Annotated in this window: 9 protein-coding genes; all 9 read right to left on the bottom strand. The window is 68.0% G+C overall.

Annotated features, from left to right (window positions below; translation table 11 throughout):
• Positions 1-83 precede the first annotated feature (83 nt).
• Positions 84-878, bottom strand: coding sequence for a transporter substrate-binding domain-containing protein (locus RQI28_RS00990; protein WP_311220735.1), 795 nt, complete (start codon positions 876-878; stop codon positions 84-86).
• Positions 879-1,163: 285 nt separating this feature from the next.
• Positions 1,164-3,800 (bottom strand): transglycosylase domain-containing protein, encoded by a 2,637-nt coding sequence (locus tag RQI28_RS00985; protein WP_311220734.1) that lies wholly within the window; start codon positions 3,798-3,800, stop codon positions 1,164-1,166.
• Between the two features lie 255 nt (positions 3,801-4,055).
• Positions 4,056-4,769, bottom strand: a complete 714-nt coding sequence (locus RQI28_RS00980; RefSeq protein ID WP_311220733.1) for an SDR family NAD(P)-dependent oxidoreductase — start codon at positions 4,767-4,769, stop codon at positions 4,056-4,058.
• Between the two features lie 21 nt (positions 4,770-4,790).
• A complete protein-coding gene (locus tag RQI28_RS00975; protein WP_311220732.1) occupies positions 4,791-6,347 on the bottom strand; it encodes a cryptochrome/photolyase family protein in 1,557 nt (518 codons plus the stop codon).
• Positions 6,344-7,657 carry a DASH family cryptochrome gene (locus RQI28_RS00970; RefSeq protein WP_311220731.1) on the bottom strand — a complete coding sequence of 438 codons (1,314 nt, stop codon included), beginning with the start codon at positions 7,655-7,657 and terminating at the stop codon, positions 6,344-6,346. The genes RQI28_RS00975 and RQI28_RS00970 overlap by 4 nt, the downstream gene beginning before the upstream one ends.
• A 219-nt stretch (positions 7,658-7,876) precedes the next feature.
• Complete coding sequence (gene ligA, locus RQI28_RS00965) at positions 7,877-10,093, bottom strand: NAD-dependent DNA ligase LigA (RefSeq protein ID WP_311220730.1); 2,217 nt, start codon at positions 10,091-10,093, stop codon at positions 7,877-7,879.
• 68 nt (positions 10,094-10,161) lie between these two features.
• A complete protein-coding gene (locus RQI28_RS00960; protein WP_311220729.1) occupies positions 10,162-10,689 on the bottom strand; it encodes a hypothetical protein in 528 nt (175 codons plus the stop codon).
• 8 nt (positions 10,690-10,697) lie between these two features.
• Entirely contained in the window at positions 10,698-11,804 is a 1,107-nt protein-coding gene (locus RQI28_RS00955) for a cell division protein FtsZ (RefSeq protein ID WP_311220728.1), read from the bottom strand.
• Positions 11,805-11,854: 50 nt separating this feature from the next.
• A complete protein-coding gene (gene smc / locus RQI28_RS00950) occupies positions 11,855-15,388 on the bottom strand; it encodes a chromosome segregation protein SMC (protein ID WP_311220727.1) in 3,534 nt (1,177 codons plus the stop codon).
• Positions 15,389-15,403: the final 15 nt, after the last annotated feature.

The raw sequence follows: 15,403 nt of genomic DNA, 5'->3' as shown, positions 1-15,403 counted from the left end.
CCTGCCCTGGCTTCGACAAGCTCAGCCCGAACGGGCCTTCCGGCACTGACTGGCACGGGCCAGCGGACGATTTTTCACAAAAATCACTTGAGCCATTTGTCCGCAGCCTGCTTCACACCGCCCCGGCTGTCCACCAGGCCCCAGACGAACTCCATCACGCGCGAATAGTCCGCGTCGTCCTTGGGCAGCATGAAGCCCAGCGTGTTGGGCGGCGTCAGCGGCTGCTGAATGAAGGCCGCGGTCAGGCGCGGGTCGGCCTTGGCGTAGTGCAGCGCTTCGTAGGTCTCGGTAATCATCACGTCGCCCTTGCCTTCGGCTATCAGCGCGGGAATCTCGGCGTTCTTTTCGTGCGTGCTGACCTGGGCGGCCTTCAGGTTCTCCAGCACGAAGGTTTCGTTGGTGCCGCCGGGGTTCTTGATGACGCGCACGCCGGGCTGGTTCAAATCGGCCACAGTATTGAAGCGCGCCTTGTCGGCCGTGCGCACCAGCGCCACCTTGCCGAAGGGCGCATAGCCCGGGAGCATCTCCACCTGGCGGATGCGCGTCACGTTGCGGGTGATGCCGCCCACGGCCACGTCGAACTGGTCGGCCTGCAGGTCTTTCAGCAACTGCGGCCAGGTGGTGGGAACGTATTGCACCTTCACGCCCAGTTCGCGAGCGATCTGCTCGATCAGGTCGATGTCGTGGCCCGAATAGCCCGCGTCGGTCTTGATGGCGAAGGGCCGGTAGTCGCCCGGCGTGCCCACGCGCAGCACCTTGGTGTCCATGATGCGATCCAGCCGCGGGCCGGCGTGGGCGAAGGCAGGAGCCAGGGCCGCGCAGGCGAGTGCGGCGGCGGCGATCAAGGGGGCGAGAGCGGAGCGGCGCAAAGAGATCATGGAAACAACCCAGAAAGAGTGAAAACAGGGAACGAAAGCACGCCCGTCCAGCACGGCACGGGCGGCGAAGCATAGCCCGCACATCCCGTGCCAGCCGCTCGGGAAAGCCCGGTCCTGTGCGATGCCAGCCAGTTAGCTAATCCCGTTCGCCCTGAGCCTGTCGAAGGGCCTCCGCCCCTGCCTGCCCTGGCTTCGACAGGCTCAGCCCGAACGGGCTTGTCTTCGCCGACCGGCACGGGCCTGCGCGCCGTTCACGACTGGTGCGGCATCGTCTCGAAGGCGCCATCAGCGCTGCTGCTGTGCTGGCTGCGGTGTTTCAACAAAGAACGGCGCGCCGCTCTGCCCTGGCACCACCACACCGCGCTGCACCGGTGCGGGCACCACCACGCCGGGCACTGGTTGCGCAACTCCACCGCCAAACGAAGGCGTCTGGGGTGACTGCGGTGCAGGGGCAGCCGATTCACGCGCAGGCGTCGTGGCCCAGGACGGAACCACTTCGCCAGGCTGCGGCGCTGGTGTGGATGGCGTGGACGGCACGGGTGCAGGCTGCAGCGGCTGCAATTCCTGAACCGGTGGCGGCAAGGCCTCTGGCGCGGCGGGCGTGGCGTTCTGCAGCGGCGTCAGCGGGGCCTCGATGATCTCGGGCGCCTCGGCCGCCGTTGGCGCAGATGCAGGCGACATCGGCAGACCTGGCAGCGGCGCGTTGCCCGCATCACCCGCTTCGGTGCGCGGCGTGGCGGCCACGCCAGTGCGCTGGCCGAACAGGTCATACACCCAGTCGCGCACACCGCCGATCGCGTCCTGCGTCCAGCTGGTTTCCTGCTCGTCGACGAAACGCTCGCGCGCATCGATCACCTTGGTGCGCAGCGCCTGCTGGAACACGTCGCCCACCATGGGCAGCGCGCTGTGGGCGCCCTGGCCCCAGTAGTCGCTGCGCAGCGTGATGCGCCCGTCGTTGAAGCCCACCCAGGCGCCTGCCACCAGTTGCGGATGCATCATGATGAACCAGCCGTCGGTGTTGTCCTGCGTGGTGCCGGTCTTGCCCCCCACGTCGGCGCTGATGCCCCAGCGGCTGCGAATGGCCACGCCCGTGCCCTTGTCGATCACGCCGCGCATGGCGTTGCGCAGCGCCTGCACGGCGGCCAGGCCGATGGCTTTTTCGGGCGGCGCGGGCGCGAAGTCTTCCAGCACCTTGCCGTTCTTGTCTTCGATGCGGGTGATGACGATGGGCGCGCGGTAGCGCCCGCCGCTGGCGATGGTGCCGTAGGCGGCCACCATTTCCTTGAGGCTGACCGGGCTGGTGCCCAGCGCCAGCGCCGGCACCGCATCCAGCTTGGATTCACGCACGCCCATGTCGCGCGCCAGCTGCGCCACGCGCGCCGGGCCGACCTGCTGCATCACCTGCGCGGTGATGGTGTTCTTCGAATACGCCAAGCCGTCTGCCAGCGACATGGGCTGGTCGCTGGGCGCGCCGCCGTCGGACGGGCGCCAGACTTTGCTGCCGCCCAGCGGAATTTCGACCGCCTGATCCATCAGCAGGGCATCGGGCCGCAGGCCGCCGGCAAAGGCGGCGCCGTACACGAAGGGCTTGAAGGTGGAGCCGGGTTGCCGCCTGGTCGCTTGCACATGGTCGAGCGGGTCTTGCGCAAAGTCGCGGCTGCCGACCCAGGCGCGCACCTCGCCGCTGCGCGGGTCCAGCGCCAGGAAGCCGGCCTGCACGCGTGTTTTTTGCTGCCGCAGCGCGCGCAGAAAGTCGGGGTCGTCCAGCAACGCCTTTTCGGCATCCTCGGGCGTTGCGCCCTTGGCCACCGCGGCCTGGTACTGCGCCGACTCACGCACCAGATCGCGCACCAGCGGGCTCTTGGGGTTCCAGACGCGGGCGGACCAGGCGCTGTCAGCCACGCCCTGCAGCGCGCGGCCCTGTTTACCCACGGCCTGGTTGGCTAGGGTTTGCAGGCGACCATCGATGGTGGTGCGCACCACCAGCCCGTCGGCATACAGGCTGTAGCCGTTGCGGTCGGCCCAGTCGATGAGCTGCTTGCGCAACTGCTGTGCCAGGTGCGGCGCCAGGCCGCCCACTTCGGGCTGGCGCTCGAAGCGGATGCGCAGCGGCCGCTGGGTGAGCGTGTCGTAGTCCGCCGCGGAGAGCTTGTCGCGCTTTTTCATCTGCGCCAGCACCGTGTTGCGCCGGGCCTGCGCGCGCTCGGGGTTGAGCACCGGGTTGTAGTAGGCCGTGCCCTTGAGCATGCCGATGAGCGTGGCGCTCTCCAGCACCGTGAGCTTGTCGGCCGACTTGTCGAAATACGTGCGCGCGGCCATCTCGATGCCGTAGGCGTTGTAGAGAAACGGCACGGTGTTCAGGTACGTCTCCAGGATCTCGTCCTTGGAATACAGCGCCTCGATCTTCAGCGCCGTGATCGCCTCCTTGAGCTTGCGCGTGAGCGTGGGCGCGCGGCCGATGTCTTCGGGGTACAGGTTTCGCGCCAGTTGCTGCGTGATGGTCGAGCCGCCCTGCTTGTCGCCAGAGAGCGTCAGCACCACGGCCGACAGCGTGCGCCGCCAGTCCAGCCCGAAGTGGTCATAGAAGCGGTGGTCTTCGGTGGCGATCAGCGCCTCCACCACCGGCTTGGCGATCTCGGCCAGCGGCACCCATTCGCGGTTGACCCACTTGTATTCGGCCAGCAGCCGACCGTCGGCCGACACCAGCTGCGCGGGCTGGTCTGCCTTGGCCTTGCGGATGTCGCTGATGCCCGGAGTGAACGGCACGAGTGCCAGCACGTAGAGCAGCAGCGCCAGCGGCAGCGCGGCCAGCAGCCACACCAGGCTGCGCAGGGACCACAGGCGCCGGGGCCAGCCGGGCAGCCGCGCCAGCGCCAGTTGCAGCGCGGCCCAGCGCGTGCGCAAAAAATCAGGAATCGACATGGAAATATGAGGAAAAAGTGCCTCTAGCGCTTGATGGATAAGCGCTAGCAGCTATCAATTTAGGAGTAATGCAGGAGGTGGCTGTGCGGGCTAACCCAAGTAGTGCAGCCATCGCCAGCGCTCGGCTGGAGGGCTGGGGCGGCAGCCCGGAAGTCGCCGCTCAGGGCTGCTAAAAACGCAACGGCCCCTGTCCAAAGTGCGCAGTTATACCGCCAATCGCTGGGCGCAGATTGACCGGCAGGCCGCACCCGTCGCTCACCAGGGCAGCAGCTCGCCTTTGTATGAATAGAAGCCGCCCGTCTCCTGAGCGGGCAGCCCGTCCAGCACGCGCAGCAGGTCCGCCGCGGCCTCCTCGGCCGGCCGGCCGATCTCTGCGCCGCCGAAGGGCTGGGACAGCGCCGAACGCACGGTGCCGGGATGCAGCGCCGCCAGCACGGCCTGGGAATGGGTGCGTGCCACCTCGATGGCCGCCGTTTTCAGCAGCATGTTCAGCGCCGCTTTCGACGCCCGATAGCTGTACCAGCCGCCCAGCCGGTTGTCGCCGATGCTGCCGACCTTGGCGGACAGTACCGCCAGCAGGCCGCGTTCCTTCCGCGGCAGCAGCGGCGCAAAGTGCGCCAGCACCAAGGCCGGGCCGAAGGTGTTGGCGCGGAAGGTAGTTTCCATCTGGGCGTAGTTCAACTGGCCCAGGCGCTTTTCAGGCAGGCCGTGGGCGCCGTGCAGCACCCCGGCAGCGTGGATGATGCAGTGCCACGGGCCCTGCTCCGCCAACACCCGGGCGGCTTGGGCGATGGTGGCTTCGTCGTCCAGGTCTATGGCTGGGCTGGTGTGGCGGCCCAGGCCCACGGCCTGGGCGCAACGCGGGTCGGCCTGCAGGTGGGCCAGCAACGCGCCGCCGATGGCACCGGTGGCGCCGATGACCAAGGCGCGGTAACCCTGGTGAAGTGACTGCAGGCTGGGGATGGTCATGCGGGCTCCAGGCCAAGAAAGCTACAAAGTATCCAGCCGCGAACGCAGCTGGGCGGCGTGTTCGCGCAGGGCATTCAGCTGCGGCCCCTGCATTTTTTGCAGCTGGCGGTACACCATGCCCAGCCGGTGGTTGCTGCCCAACGTGCCTTCGTTGCGGGCAAAGAAGTCCCAGTACAGCGCGTTGTACGGGCATGCGCGCTCGCCCACCTTGCGCTTCTTGTCGTAGTGGCAACCGCTGCAGTAGTCGCTCATGCGGTCGATGTAGGCGGCGCTGCTCACGTAAGGCTTGGTGGCCAGCAGGCCGCCGTCGGCGAACTGGCTCATGCCCACGGTGTTGGGCACTTCCACCCATTCAAAGGCGTCGATGTAGACGCCTAGATACCAGCGATGCACGGCAGCCGGGTCAAGCCCGGCCAGCAGTGCGAAGTTGCCGATGACCATCAGCCGCTGAATATGGTGGGCATAGGCGTGTTCCAGTGATTGCCCCACCGCGTGCTGCAGGCAGCGCATGCGGGTGTCGCCCGACCAGAACCATTGCGGCAACGGCGCCGTGTGGCCCAGGGCGTTGCGCTCTTCATAGCCGGGCATGTGCGCCCAGTAAATGCCGCGCACATATTCACGCCAGCCCAGGATCTGCCGGATGAAGCCCTCCACCGCTGGCAGCGGCGCCCGGCCGGCGCGGTAGGCCGCCTGGGCATGCTGCACCAGCTCGTGCGGGCGCAGCATCTTGGTGTTGAGCGCAAAGGACAGCAACGAATGAAACAGCCGCGTGCTGTGGCTGCTCATGGCGTCTTCATAAGCGCCGAACTGCGGCAGCGTGGTGGCTATGAAGTGATTGAGCCAGCCCAGCGCCTCGGCCCGGTTCAGCGGCCAGCGCAGCCGATCGGCCTGCGGGTTGCCGAAGCTCTTGACGCCTGCCGCCTGAATGGTGGCCCAGAGGGCGCTGTGGTCGTGCGTGGGCCGGGCGTCGGGCGGCAGCCCGGGCGTGCCGGGCCAGGGCTTGCGATTGTCGTGGTCGTAGTTCCACTCGCCGCCCTCGGGGTCGCCCGCCTCGTCCATCAGCACCTGGTGGCGCTGGCGCATGCGGCGGTAGAAATGCTCCATGAGCCACTGCTTGCGGCCCTCGAACGTCTCGGCCACCTCCGTGCGGGCGGTGTAGAAGTGTTCGCTGCCGACGGCCTGCACATCGAAAGCCTGCTGCTCTGCACCCCAGGCGCGCATTTGCTCGTCCAGCCGCCATTCGTCGGGGTGCTGATACTGCAAGGTGCGTGCACCGTAGTGCGCCATCAGCGCGGCGAGGTTCGCCGGAATGGACTGCCGGTTGCTGGCATCGTCGATGGCGACATGGCGCACGCGGTGTCCGGCCTGCTTCAGCTGGCTCGCCAGGTCGCGCATGGCCGCGAAAATCGCCAGGATCTTCTGCGCGTGGTGCAGCACGTAATCGGTCTCTTGCCGCACCTCCATCAGCACGTAGACCACGCCGTCGTCCTGCGTGGCAAACCATGAATGCTCTGGGTTGAGCTGGTCGCCCAGCAGCAGCCGCAGGGTGTGGGTGCGGGGCGCGGCTGGGTGGTTCATGCAGCACCCCACAGGCGGCGGTAGCTGCCGTCGGCATCGTGGTCCTGCGTCTGCTTGGCGGGGTTGAAGCGCCGGCCGCCGCGCGGGTCGGTGCCACGCCCGGCGATGTAGAGCCAATTGCCCTGGTTGCTGTAGACGTCGTAGTCCACCAATTGCGATTCAAACCACGCCGCGCCCGCGCGCCAGTCGCCCTGCAGGTCATGGATGAGGTAGCTGGCAGCCACCTGGCGCAGCCGGTTGCTCAGGTAACCGGTGGCAGCCAGTTCACGCAGGGCGGCATCCACCAGCGGCTCGCCCGTGCGGCCCTGGCACCAGCGCTCGAAGCCCTGGGCGTCGTGCCGGGCCAGCGGCTGCGCCGAAAGCCCCCGGGCGCGGTAGAGCGCAGCACCGTGCTGCAGGTGCAGCAGCCGGAAATAGTCGCGCCACAGCAACTCGAACCACAGCCAGTACGTGCCCTCGTTGGCGCCATGCTCGCGCTCGAAAGACTTCAGGTCGGCCAGCACCCTGCGTGGCGACAGCGCGCCTGTGGCCAGCCAGGGCGACAGCTTGGCGGAATAGTCCAGGCCCGTCAGCCCATTGCGGGTGGCCTTGTAGCTGTGCGGCAGCTTGCGCGCCAGATACTGCGCCAGATGGGCCAAAGCGGCCGTCTCGCCGCCCTGGCAGGCGGGCGTGCCGTAGGGAAAGGATGAGCGCGGGTCGTGTCCACCCGCGCTGGCGTGATGATCCGGCTCCCCGCCCGGCTCCGCCCCAACGGCTTGCAACACCGCAGCGGACACATCGGGGGGCGGCGGCAGTTGCAAGGGTGCGGGCAGCGGCGCAGCAGGCGCGATGCCGGCGCGTTCCACCGACTGGCGGAAGGCGGTGAACACGCCCGGCAGACCGTCTGCCGGCCATGGCAGCGCGGCAGGGTCCAGCAGGCTGCTGTGCCACAAGGTCTGCACGCGCAGGCCGGCAGCGCGCAGCGCGTCCACTTCGGCCTGCTCTTCGGGGGCGGCAATCTCTTCGCACACCAACGCATCTGCCCCTACCGCGCGGGCCAGCGCAGGCAGGGCCTGTGCAGGCGCTGCGCGGCAGACGATGAGCGGGCTGCCCAGCGCGGCCAGGCGGTCCCCCAGGTCACGCAGCGTGTCGGCCATGAAATCCCGGCGATGCGGCCCGACGCGGGCGAATCCCCAAGGCGTCATGGCATTGGCAGCGGGCAGGCAGACCACCGGCAGCAGGCGCTGATGGCCATCGCGCAGCGCCGCCTGCAATGCCGGCTGGTCGTGCAGGCGCAGGTCGCTGCGAAACCAGAACAGCGCGGTGCTCATGCTGATCCCTGGTGGATCGAACCCGTTCGTGCTCCCGGGACACAGTCGCGGTGCAGGCTCGTTGCCTGCCGAGATTCAAGGTGCTCAAACATGCAAGGACACCGTTGTGGGCTGGTAAGAATGTGCGCGAACGAAACGTCCGCTGCTCGGCAGCTCTTCCTACGCGCTTGGCGCTGCCCTGGTTCACCCGGCAAGGGCAGACAACGGCTGCGGCGCCTGTCAGCCAGCGCCACCCACGCCGGCCGGGCCGCGCTGCAGCAGCGCCCGCAGGCCGTCTTCGTCCAGCACGGGCACACCCAGCTCCTGCGCCTTGGTCAGCTTGCTGCCGGCCTCTTCACCTGCCACCACGTAGCTGGTCTTCTTGCTGACCGACCCTGCTACCTTGGCACCGGCAGCTTCCAGCAAGTCCTTGGCTTCGTCGCGGCTCAAGGTGGGCAGCGTGCCGGTGATGACCACCGTCAGGCCCGCCAGCAGCAGCGTGGCGCGCTCGGCGGGGGCGCCCTCTTCCCAGGTCACTCCGCAAGCGCGCAACTGCTCGACCACCTCGCGGTTATGCGGCTGCGCGAAGAAGGTGTGCAGGGCTTCGGCCACGATGGGGCCCACGTCGTTGACTTCCAGCAGTTGCTCCACGCTGGCGTCCATGATGGCGTGCAGGCTGCCGAAATGGCGTGCCAGGTCTTTGGCGGTGGCCTCGCCGATGTGGCGAATGCCCAGGCCGAACAGAAAGCGCGGCAGCGTGGTCTGCTTGGATTTCTCCAGCGCGGCGATCACGTTCTGCGCCGACTTCTCCGCCATGCGGTCCAGCGCGGCCAACGCGGTCAGGCCCAGCCGGTACAGGTCGGGCAGCGTGCGGATGACGTTGCCCTCCACCAATTGGTCCACCAGCTTGTCGCCCAGGCCCTCGATGTCCATGGCGCGGCGCGCGGCAAAGTGCAGGATGGCTTCCTTGCGCTGAGCGGGGCAGAACAGCCCGCCGGTGCAGCGGTGGTTGGCCTCGCCCTTTTCGCGCACCACGGCGCTGCCGCAGATGGGGCACTGGCGCGGCATGCGGAAGTTGGGCACGTAAGGCGAACGTGGCGCAGCGCGAGCGGCATCGGGCGCGGTGCCATCGGCAGCCGACGCGGCATCGGCCAGCGCGTCGGAGCCTTGCAGCGCCCCGGCAATCGGCAGCAACGCGGCGGGCACCGTGCCCACCACTTCCGGGATCACATCACCCGCGCGGCGCACGATGACCTGGTCGCCCAGGCGCACGCCTTTCTTGCGAATCTCGAACAGGTTGTGCAGCGTGGCGTTGGTGACGGTGACGCCGCCCACGAACACCGGCGCCAGCCGCGCCACGGGCGTCAGCTTGCCGGTGCGGCCAACCTGCACGTCGATGCCTTCGACGCGCGTGACCATCTCCTGCGCCGGATATTTGTGCGCCACGGCCCAGCGCGGCTCACGCGTGACGAAGCCCAGCTGCCTTTGCAGCGCCAGGCTGTTGACCTTGTAGACCACGCCGTCGATGTCGTAGGGCAACTGGTCGCGGCTGGTACCGATCTCTTCGTGGAACGCTACCAATTCCGTAGCGCCCTGCGCAGTGCGCACCTGCGCTGCGACCGGAAAACGCCATGATTTCAGCGTCTGCAGCATGTCGAAATGCGTGGCGAAATTAGGCCCGCCGTCTTCGGTCGGCGTGATGTCGCCCAGCCCGTAGGCAAAGAACGACAGCGGCCGCTGCAGCGTGATGCCCGAATCGAGCTGCCGCACCGCACCGGCCGCCGCGTTACGCGGGTTGACGAAGGTTTTGCCGCCGGCCTCGCGCTGGCGCTCGTTGAGCTGGTCGAAGTCGGCCCGGCGCATGTAGACCTCGCCGCGCACTTCCAGCACCGCAGGCACTGGCGTCTCGGCATCGGTGGGCAGGTTCTTGGGAATCTGCCGGATGGTGCGGATGTTGTGCGTGACGTCCTCGCCCACCTCGCCGTCGCCGCGCGTGGCAGCCTGCACCAGGCGGCCGTTTTCATAGCGCAGGCTCATGGCCAGGCCATCGAACTTGGGCTCGGCCACGTATTCGATGGGCGGCGCGTCGGCGGGCAGCTTCAGCTCGCGCCGCACGCGGGCATCGAAGGTGGCTGCGCCGCTGGCTTCCGTGTCGGTTTCGGTGCGAATGCTGAGCATGGGCACGCGGTGGCGCACGGGCGATAGGCCCTCCATCACCGCGCCGATCACTCGCTGCGTGGGCGAATCGGGGGTGACGAGGTCGGGGTGCGCGGCTTCCAGCGCCTGCAGGGCCTGGAAGACGCGGTCGTACTCGGCGTCGGGCACCGTGGGCGCATCCAGCACGTAATACTGGTGCGCCCAATGGGTGAGCTGCTTTCGCAGTGCTTCTATTTTGATAGCTACCTGCGCACTACCGTCGGGCGCTGGAGCGGAAAAAAGATCGGGTGTATCGGCCATGGCTTTGGCTTGTCCTTTGGCTGCTGCGCCCTTTCACGGCACAGCAAAAGCGGGCTAACGCGCTGAAGTCAACGGGCGCTGCCGTGCAGCGAACCCGAAGCCGCAGGCGGCTCCTTGATCGTCACGGGAACGCGCGCCGGCATCTGCCGCTGCACGAATTCCAGCACGCGGCTATCGTGCCGCCCATAGCTGATGTCGAAGCGGATCGACTCGCCATGCCGGCGCTCGAACACGAAGTTGCGCCGCAACGCGTCGCCCAGCACGGTGAGCGCCTTGACCTCGCGCAGCGGCACATCCACGTGCTTCGGAATCAACCGCGAGGGCAACGCAAAGAAGGCCGCGCCTTCCTGAATGCGCACCAGCGGGCGGCCGGCGTCGCCGAAGGCGCGGTAGTCCGCCCATTCGCGCCACCCTAGCCAGCCGGCAATCGCCAAATACACGCAGCCCATGATGTAGAGCTGACCGAATGCGATCACTCCCACGCCTGCCACGGCCAGCACGGCGGCCTTGGTCACGTTCCAGCGGCGCTGGCCCGAGCGGTACAGGCCGCCGTTGTGTTCCACCAGTGGCGGCAGAAAGATGTCACGCATTGCCATGGCCGCGCTCAACTGAACAGGCGCCGCGCCAGCACCGAGCCGGCCGACAGGTCGCGGCTGTCCAGCTTGTCGTAGAGCAGTTCCAGGTCGGTGGCGATCGGGTCCATGGTCATCGCGGGCAGCGGCGTGCCGTTCTGGTCGCACAGCACGCCGTCCATGGCCTGGCCCAGGGCGGCGGCCACGTCGCGCAGCCGCTGGAAGGGCTGCTCGGTGCGGTGCACCTGCGCCACGTCCAGGCTCAGCGTGATCTCGCGGATGGCGGACTGCTCGGGGTCGTCCGACAGGGCGGCCTGGGTGTCGTAGGCCAGCGTCAGCGCGGGCGGCAGGCCCGGGCCGCTGGTGGCGGGCAGGACCAGCCGGCCGGGAATGGCGCCGGGCGTGAAGCCTTCGCGCACCGCGTTCTGCTGCACGTAGCCGGGGCTCCAGGCGGCCTGGCGCGCGCGCAGGGCAAAGGTCAGCTGCGCGTCGTGGTCACTGGCGAACTGGTCGAGTTCGCGGGCGCGGGCCACCTCGTGCAGCATGTCGGGAAAGTCCGGCGCCGCGTTGATGGCATCGGCAAAGCCCTGGGCCTTGACGACGAACTCCGAAAACTCGATCTCGTTGAGTGCGCCCAGCCGGTTGGCCAGTTGCACGCCCGCCTGAAAGTGCGTGTAGCGCTGGCCGGCCACCGGGGTTTCCCACTGCTGGACGGCTTCGTTGAAGCCTTCGATGGCAAAGGGCTTGCTGCCGGCGCGGCGCGTGGGCGGCAGCGCGGCCAGGGCTGCATCACCCGAGACAACCTGTTCGGCCACCAGCGGCGCGATGGCATCGATCAGCGGGTCGAGCCCGCCACGGCGCTCGGCCGGAGGCACGGGCATCTGCAGCGCGTCTTGCAGATCGACGGCGTGGCTGTCCATCGATGGTTCGGTGTCACCCTGCCCGTCCGCGCCTGGCACCACACTGCCCAGGCCGTCGAAGGCCGGGTCCTGGCGCAGCGCGGGTTCGGCAGCGCCGTCCACCTCGGGCGGGCGGGCTCGCTTGGGCGCATTGCGCTGGGTGACCCAGGCGTTGTAGGCGACGATGGCCGCCAGCACGACGCCGCCGGCAATGATGAGACCGAGTTGGAAATTGCTCATGGTGGAAATGCGGTCTTCGAGATACGGGGAAGGACGGTCTGTACAGGCAATCAGGAATCGGCCATGGACAGCGCGGACTCCATGTCCACCGCCACGATGCGCGACACGCCCTGCTCCTGCATGGTCACGCCAATGAGTTGTTCGGCCATTTCCATCGCGATCTTGTTGTGACTGATGAACAGGAACTGCGTTCCCTTGGCCATGCTGGACACCAGCTTGGCATAGCGCTCGGTGTTGGCGTCATCCAGCGGCGCGTCCACCTCGTCCAGCAGGCAGAACGGCGCCGGGTTCAGCTGGAAGATGGCAAACACGAGCGCGATGGCCGTCAGCGCTTTCTCGCCACCCGACAGCAAATGGATGGTCTGGTTCTTCTTGCCCGGCGGCTGCGCCATCACCTGCACGCCCGAGTCGAGGATTTCGTCGCCCGTGATGATGAGCCGGGCCTGCCCGCCACCGAACAACTCGGGGAACATGCGGCCGAAATGGCCGTTCACGATGTCGAAGGTGCCCGACAGCAACTGGCGCGTTTCGCCATCGATCTTGCGGATGGCGTCTTCCAGCGTGGTCATGGCCTCGGTCAGGTCGGCCACCTGCGCGTCGAGGAAAATCTTGCGCTCGCTGGCGAGCTTCAACTCGTCCAGCGCGGCCAGATTCACGGCGCCCAGGGCCGCGATCTCGCGGTGCAGCCGGTCGATCTCGCCCTGCAGGCCGGTGGCGCGCACGTTGCCTTCGGCAATCGACTGGGCGACGGCCGCCAGGTCGGCCTGCGCGTCGGCCAGCAGCGTGGTGTATTGCTCCAGGCCTAAGCGCGCGGCCTGTTCCTTGAGCTGGAAGTCGGTGATGCGCTGGCGCAGCGGGTCGAGCGCGCGCTCCAACTGCATGCGGCGCTCGTCGCTCGCGCGCAGGCGGGCCGTCAGGTCGTCGTATTCGCTGCGCTGGGCGCCCAGGGCTTTCTCCCGCTCCATCTTCACGTCCAGCGCCTGCTGCAAACCGCCTTGTGCGGCGGCGGCCGACAGGCGCGCCATTTCGTCACGTGCGCGCTGCTCTTCATCGGCCAGGGCGGTGGCCTGCTGGCGGGCGGTGTCAATGGTGCGGGCCAGCTCGGCGCGGCGCGCCTCCAGGCTGCGCTGCGAGAAGGTGGCTTCCTGCGCCTGCCGCTCCAATGCGCGCTGCTGCTCGCGGCATTCGGCCAGCTTGCGTTCGGCGTCGATGACGCGCTCGTCGAGTTGGGCATGGCGCTCCTGGCTGTCGGCCAGTTGCAGGTCCAGCTCTTCAAAGCGGGCCTCGGCAGTCACGCGGCGTTCCTGCAGGTCGGCCAGTTGCGCCTGCACTTCGGACAAATCTGTGCCGATCTGCTCGCTGCGCGCACGCGTCTGCTCAGCCAGTTGCGACAGGCGAAGGGTTTCCACCTGCAGCGTGTGCGCGCGGGTCTGCGTGTCGGCGGCTTCGCGGCGCGCGGCGACCAGGCGCTGCGACGCGTCGGCGTAAGCGGATTCGGCACGCACCAGAGCGGTTCGCGATTCCTCGGCAATCAGGTGCTGAGCACGCACCTCCTTTTCGAGGTGCTCGATTTCCTGAGCGCGGGCCAGCAGGCCGGACTGCTCGGAATCGGGCGCGTAGAAGGTCACGCCGTGGGCGCCGACGGCGTGGCCGCTGGGCACGTAGACCATCTCGCCCGGCTGCAGTTGCGCATGAGCGCGGCGTTGCAACGCGTCTTCCAGTGAGGGTGCAGTGCTGCAGCCTTGCAGCCAGTCGACCAGCACGGCGCGCAGGCCGGCGTCCTGCACGCGCAGCAGGTCGGACAGCCTCGATGACAAGCTGCTGGCAACGGGAGCAGCGGCAGCTCCGGCAGGGCTGTAGAACGCGAGCCGGGCCGGCGGCGCATCGGTGCCGCCCGCGCCAAGAAAACCGCGCACCATCTCCAGCCGGCCGACCTCGAGCGCGCCCAAGCGCTCGCGCAGCGCGGCTTCCAGGGCGTTCTCCCAGCCGGGTTCGATGTGGATGCGGCTCCACAGGCCCTGCAGGCCATCCAGGCCGTGGCGGGCGAGCCAGGGTTGCAGCTTTCCGTCGGTCTTGACCTTTTCCTGCAGCGCCTTCAAGGCTTCCAGCCGCGCGGACAGGTCGGCCTGGCGGGCGCTTTCGCTGTTCACGGCCTGCTGGCGCGTGCGGCGGTCGTCGTCCAGCTGCGGCACCGCATCTTGCAGCTCGGCATGGCGGGCTTCGGCCATCTCGGCAGCTTCCTGCGCCGCTTCCAGCTCTTCACGCAGCTGCGTCAGACGAGTTTCGTCGGGGGCGGCCAGCGCATTGCGGTCGGTCAGCAGGCGTTCTTCGCGCACGTCCAGCTGGCGGCTTTGTTCGTCGATGCTGCGCTGCTCGGCTGCGAGCACGCCGATCTGCTGCTGCACCTGCACCACCGCGCCGCGTTGGTCAGTGGCGGCCTGCTGGGCCCGGCGCAGGGCGTCTTCCAGGTCGGGCATCAGCTGGGCTTGTTCTTCGACCTGGGCGGCCAGCAGCTCGGCGCGCTCTTCGGCGTCCACGCCGCCGGCGGCCAAATTTTCCATTTCGGCTTCGGCGTCGTCCTTGCGGGCGGACCATTGCGCGATCTGCTCGGCCAGTTGGACGAGGCGCGTTTCCACGCGCTGGCGGCCTTCGACCACGTAGCGGATCTCGGCTTCGAGCTTGCCGACTTCGGCCGTGGCTTCATACAGCCGGCCCTGTGCTTGATTGACCAGGTCACCCGCGCTGTAGTGCGCCTGGCGGATGCTTTCCAGGTCGGCTTCCACCGAACGCAGGTCGGCCATGCGCGATTCGAGGTCGTTCACGGCCTGCAGGCCGTCGGTGCGCACGCGGGCCTGCTCGGCCTCGGCGTCGGCCCGTTTCAGAAACCACAGCTGCTGCTGCTTGAGCGTCACATCCGACTGCAGCGCGTTGTACTTGGCGGCGACCTCGGCCTGCTTTTCCAGCCGCTCGAGGTTGGCGTTGAGTTCGCGCAGGATGTCTTCCACCCGCGTCAGGTTCTCGGCCGTGCCCGACAGGCGGTTTTCGGTCTCGCGCCGGCGTTCCTTGTATTTCGAAACGCCCGCGGCCTCTTCCAGAAAGAGCCGCAGCTCTTCGGGGCGCGACTCGATGATGCGGCTGATCGTGCCCTGGCCGATGATGGCGTAGGCGCGCGGCCCCAGGCCGGTGCCCAGGAACACGTCCTGAACGTCGCGGCGGCGCACCGCCTGGTTGTTGATGTAGTAGCTGCTGTTGCCGTCGCGCGTGAGCACGCGCTTGACAGCAATCTCGCCGTACTGGCTCCACTGCCCGCCTGCCCGGTGGTCTGCGTTGTCGAACACCAGTTCCACGCTAGCGCGGCTGGCCTGCTTGCGGCTGGTGGTGCCGCTGAAGATAACGTCCTGCATCGACTCGCCGCGCAGCTCGCTGGCCTTGCTCTCGCCCAGCACCCAGCGCACCGCGTCCATGATGTTGGACTTGCCGCAGCCGTTCGGCCCCACCACGCCGACCAGTTGCCCGGGCAGCAGAAAGTTGGTGGGCTCGGCAAACGACTTGAAGCCGGCGAGTTTGATGGAATTGAGACGCACGGGTAGATGAAGGGG

The organism is Acidovorax sp. WCS2018Noco2-16 (assembly GCF_031843945.1).
Classification (GTDB): domain Bacteria; phylum Pseudomonadota; class Gammaproteobacteria; order Burkholderiales; family Burkholderiaceae_C; genus Paracidovorax.
This window is presented reverse-complemented; position numbering and strand designations above follow the sequence as displayed.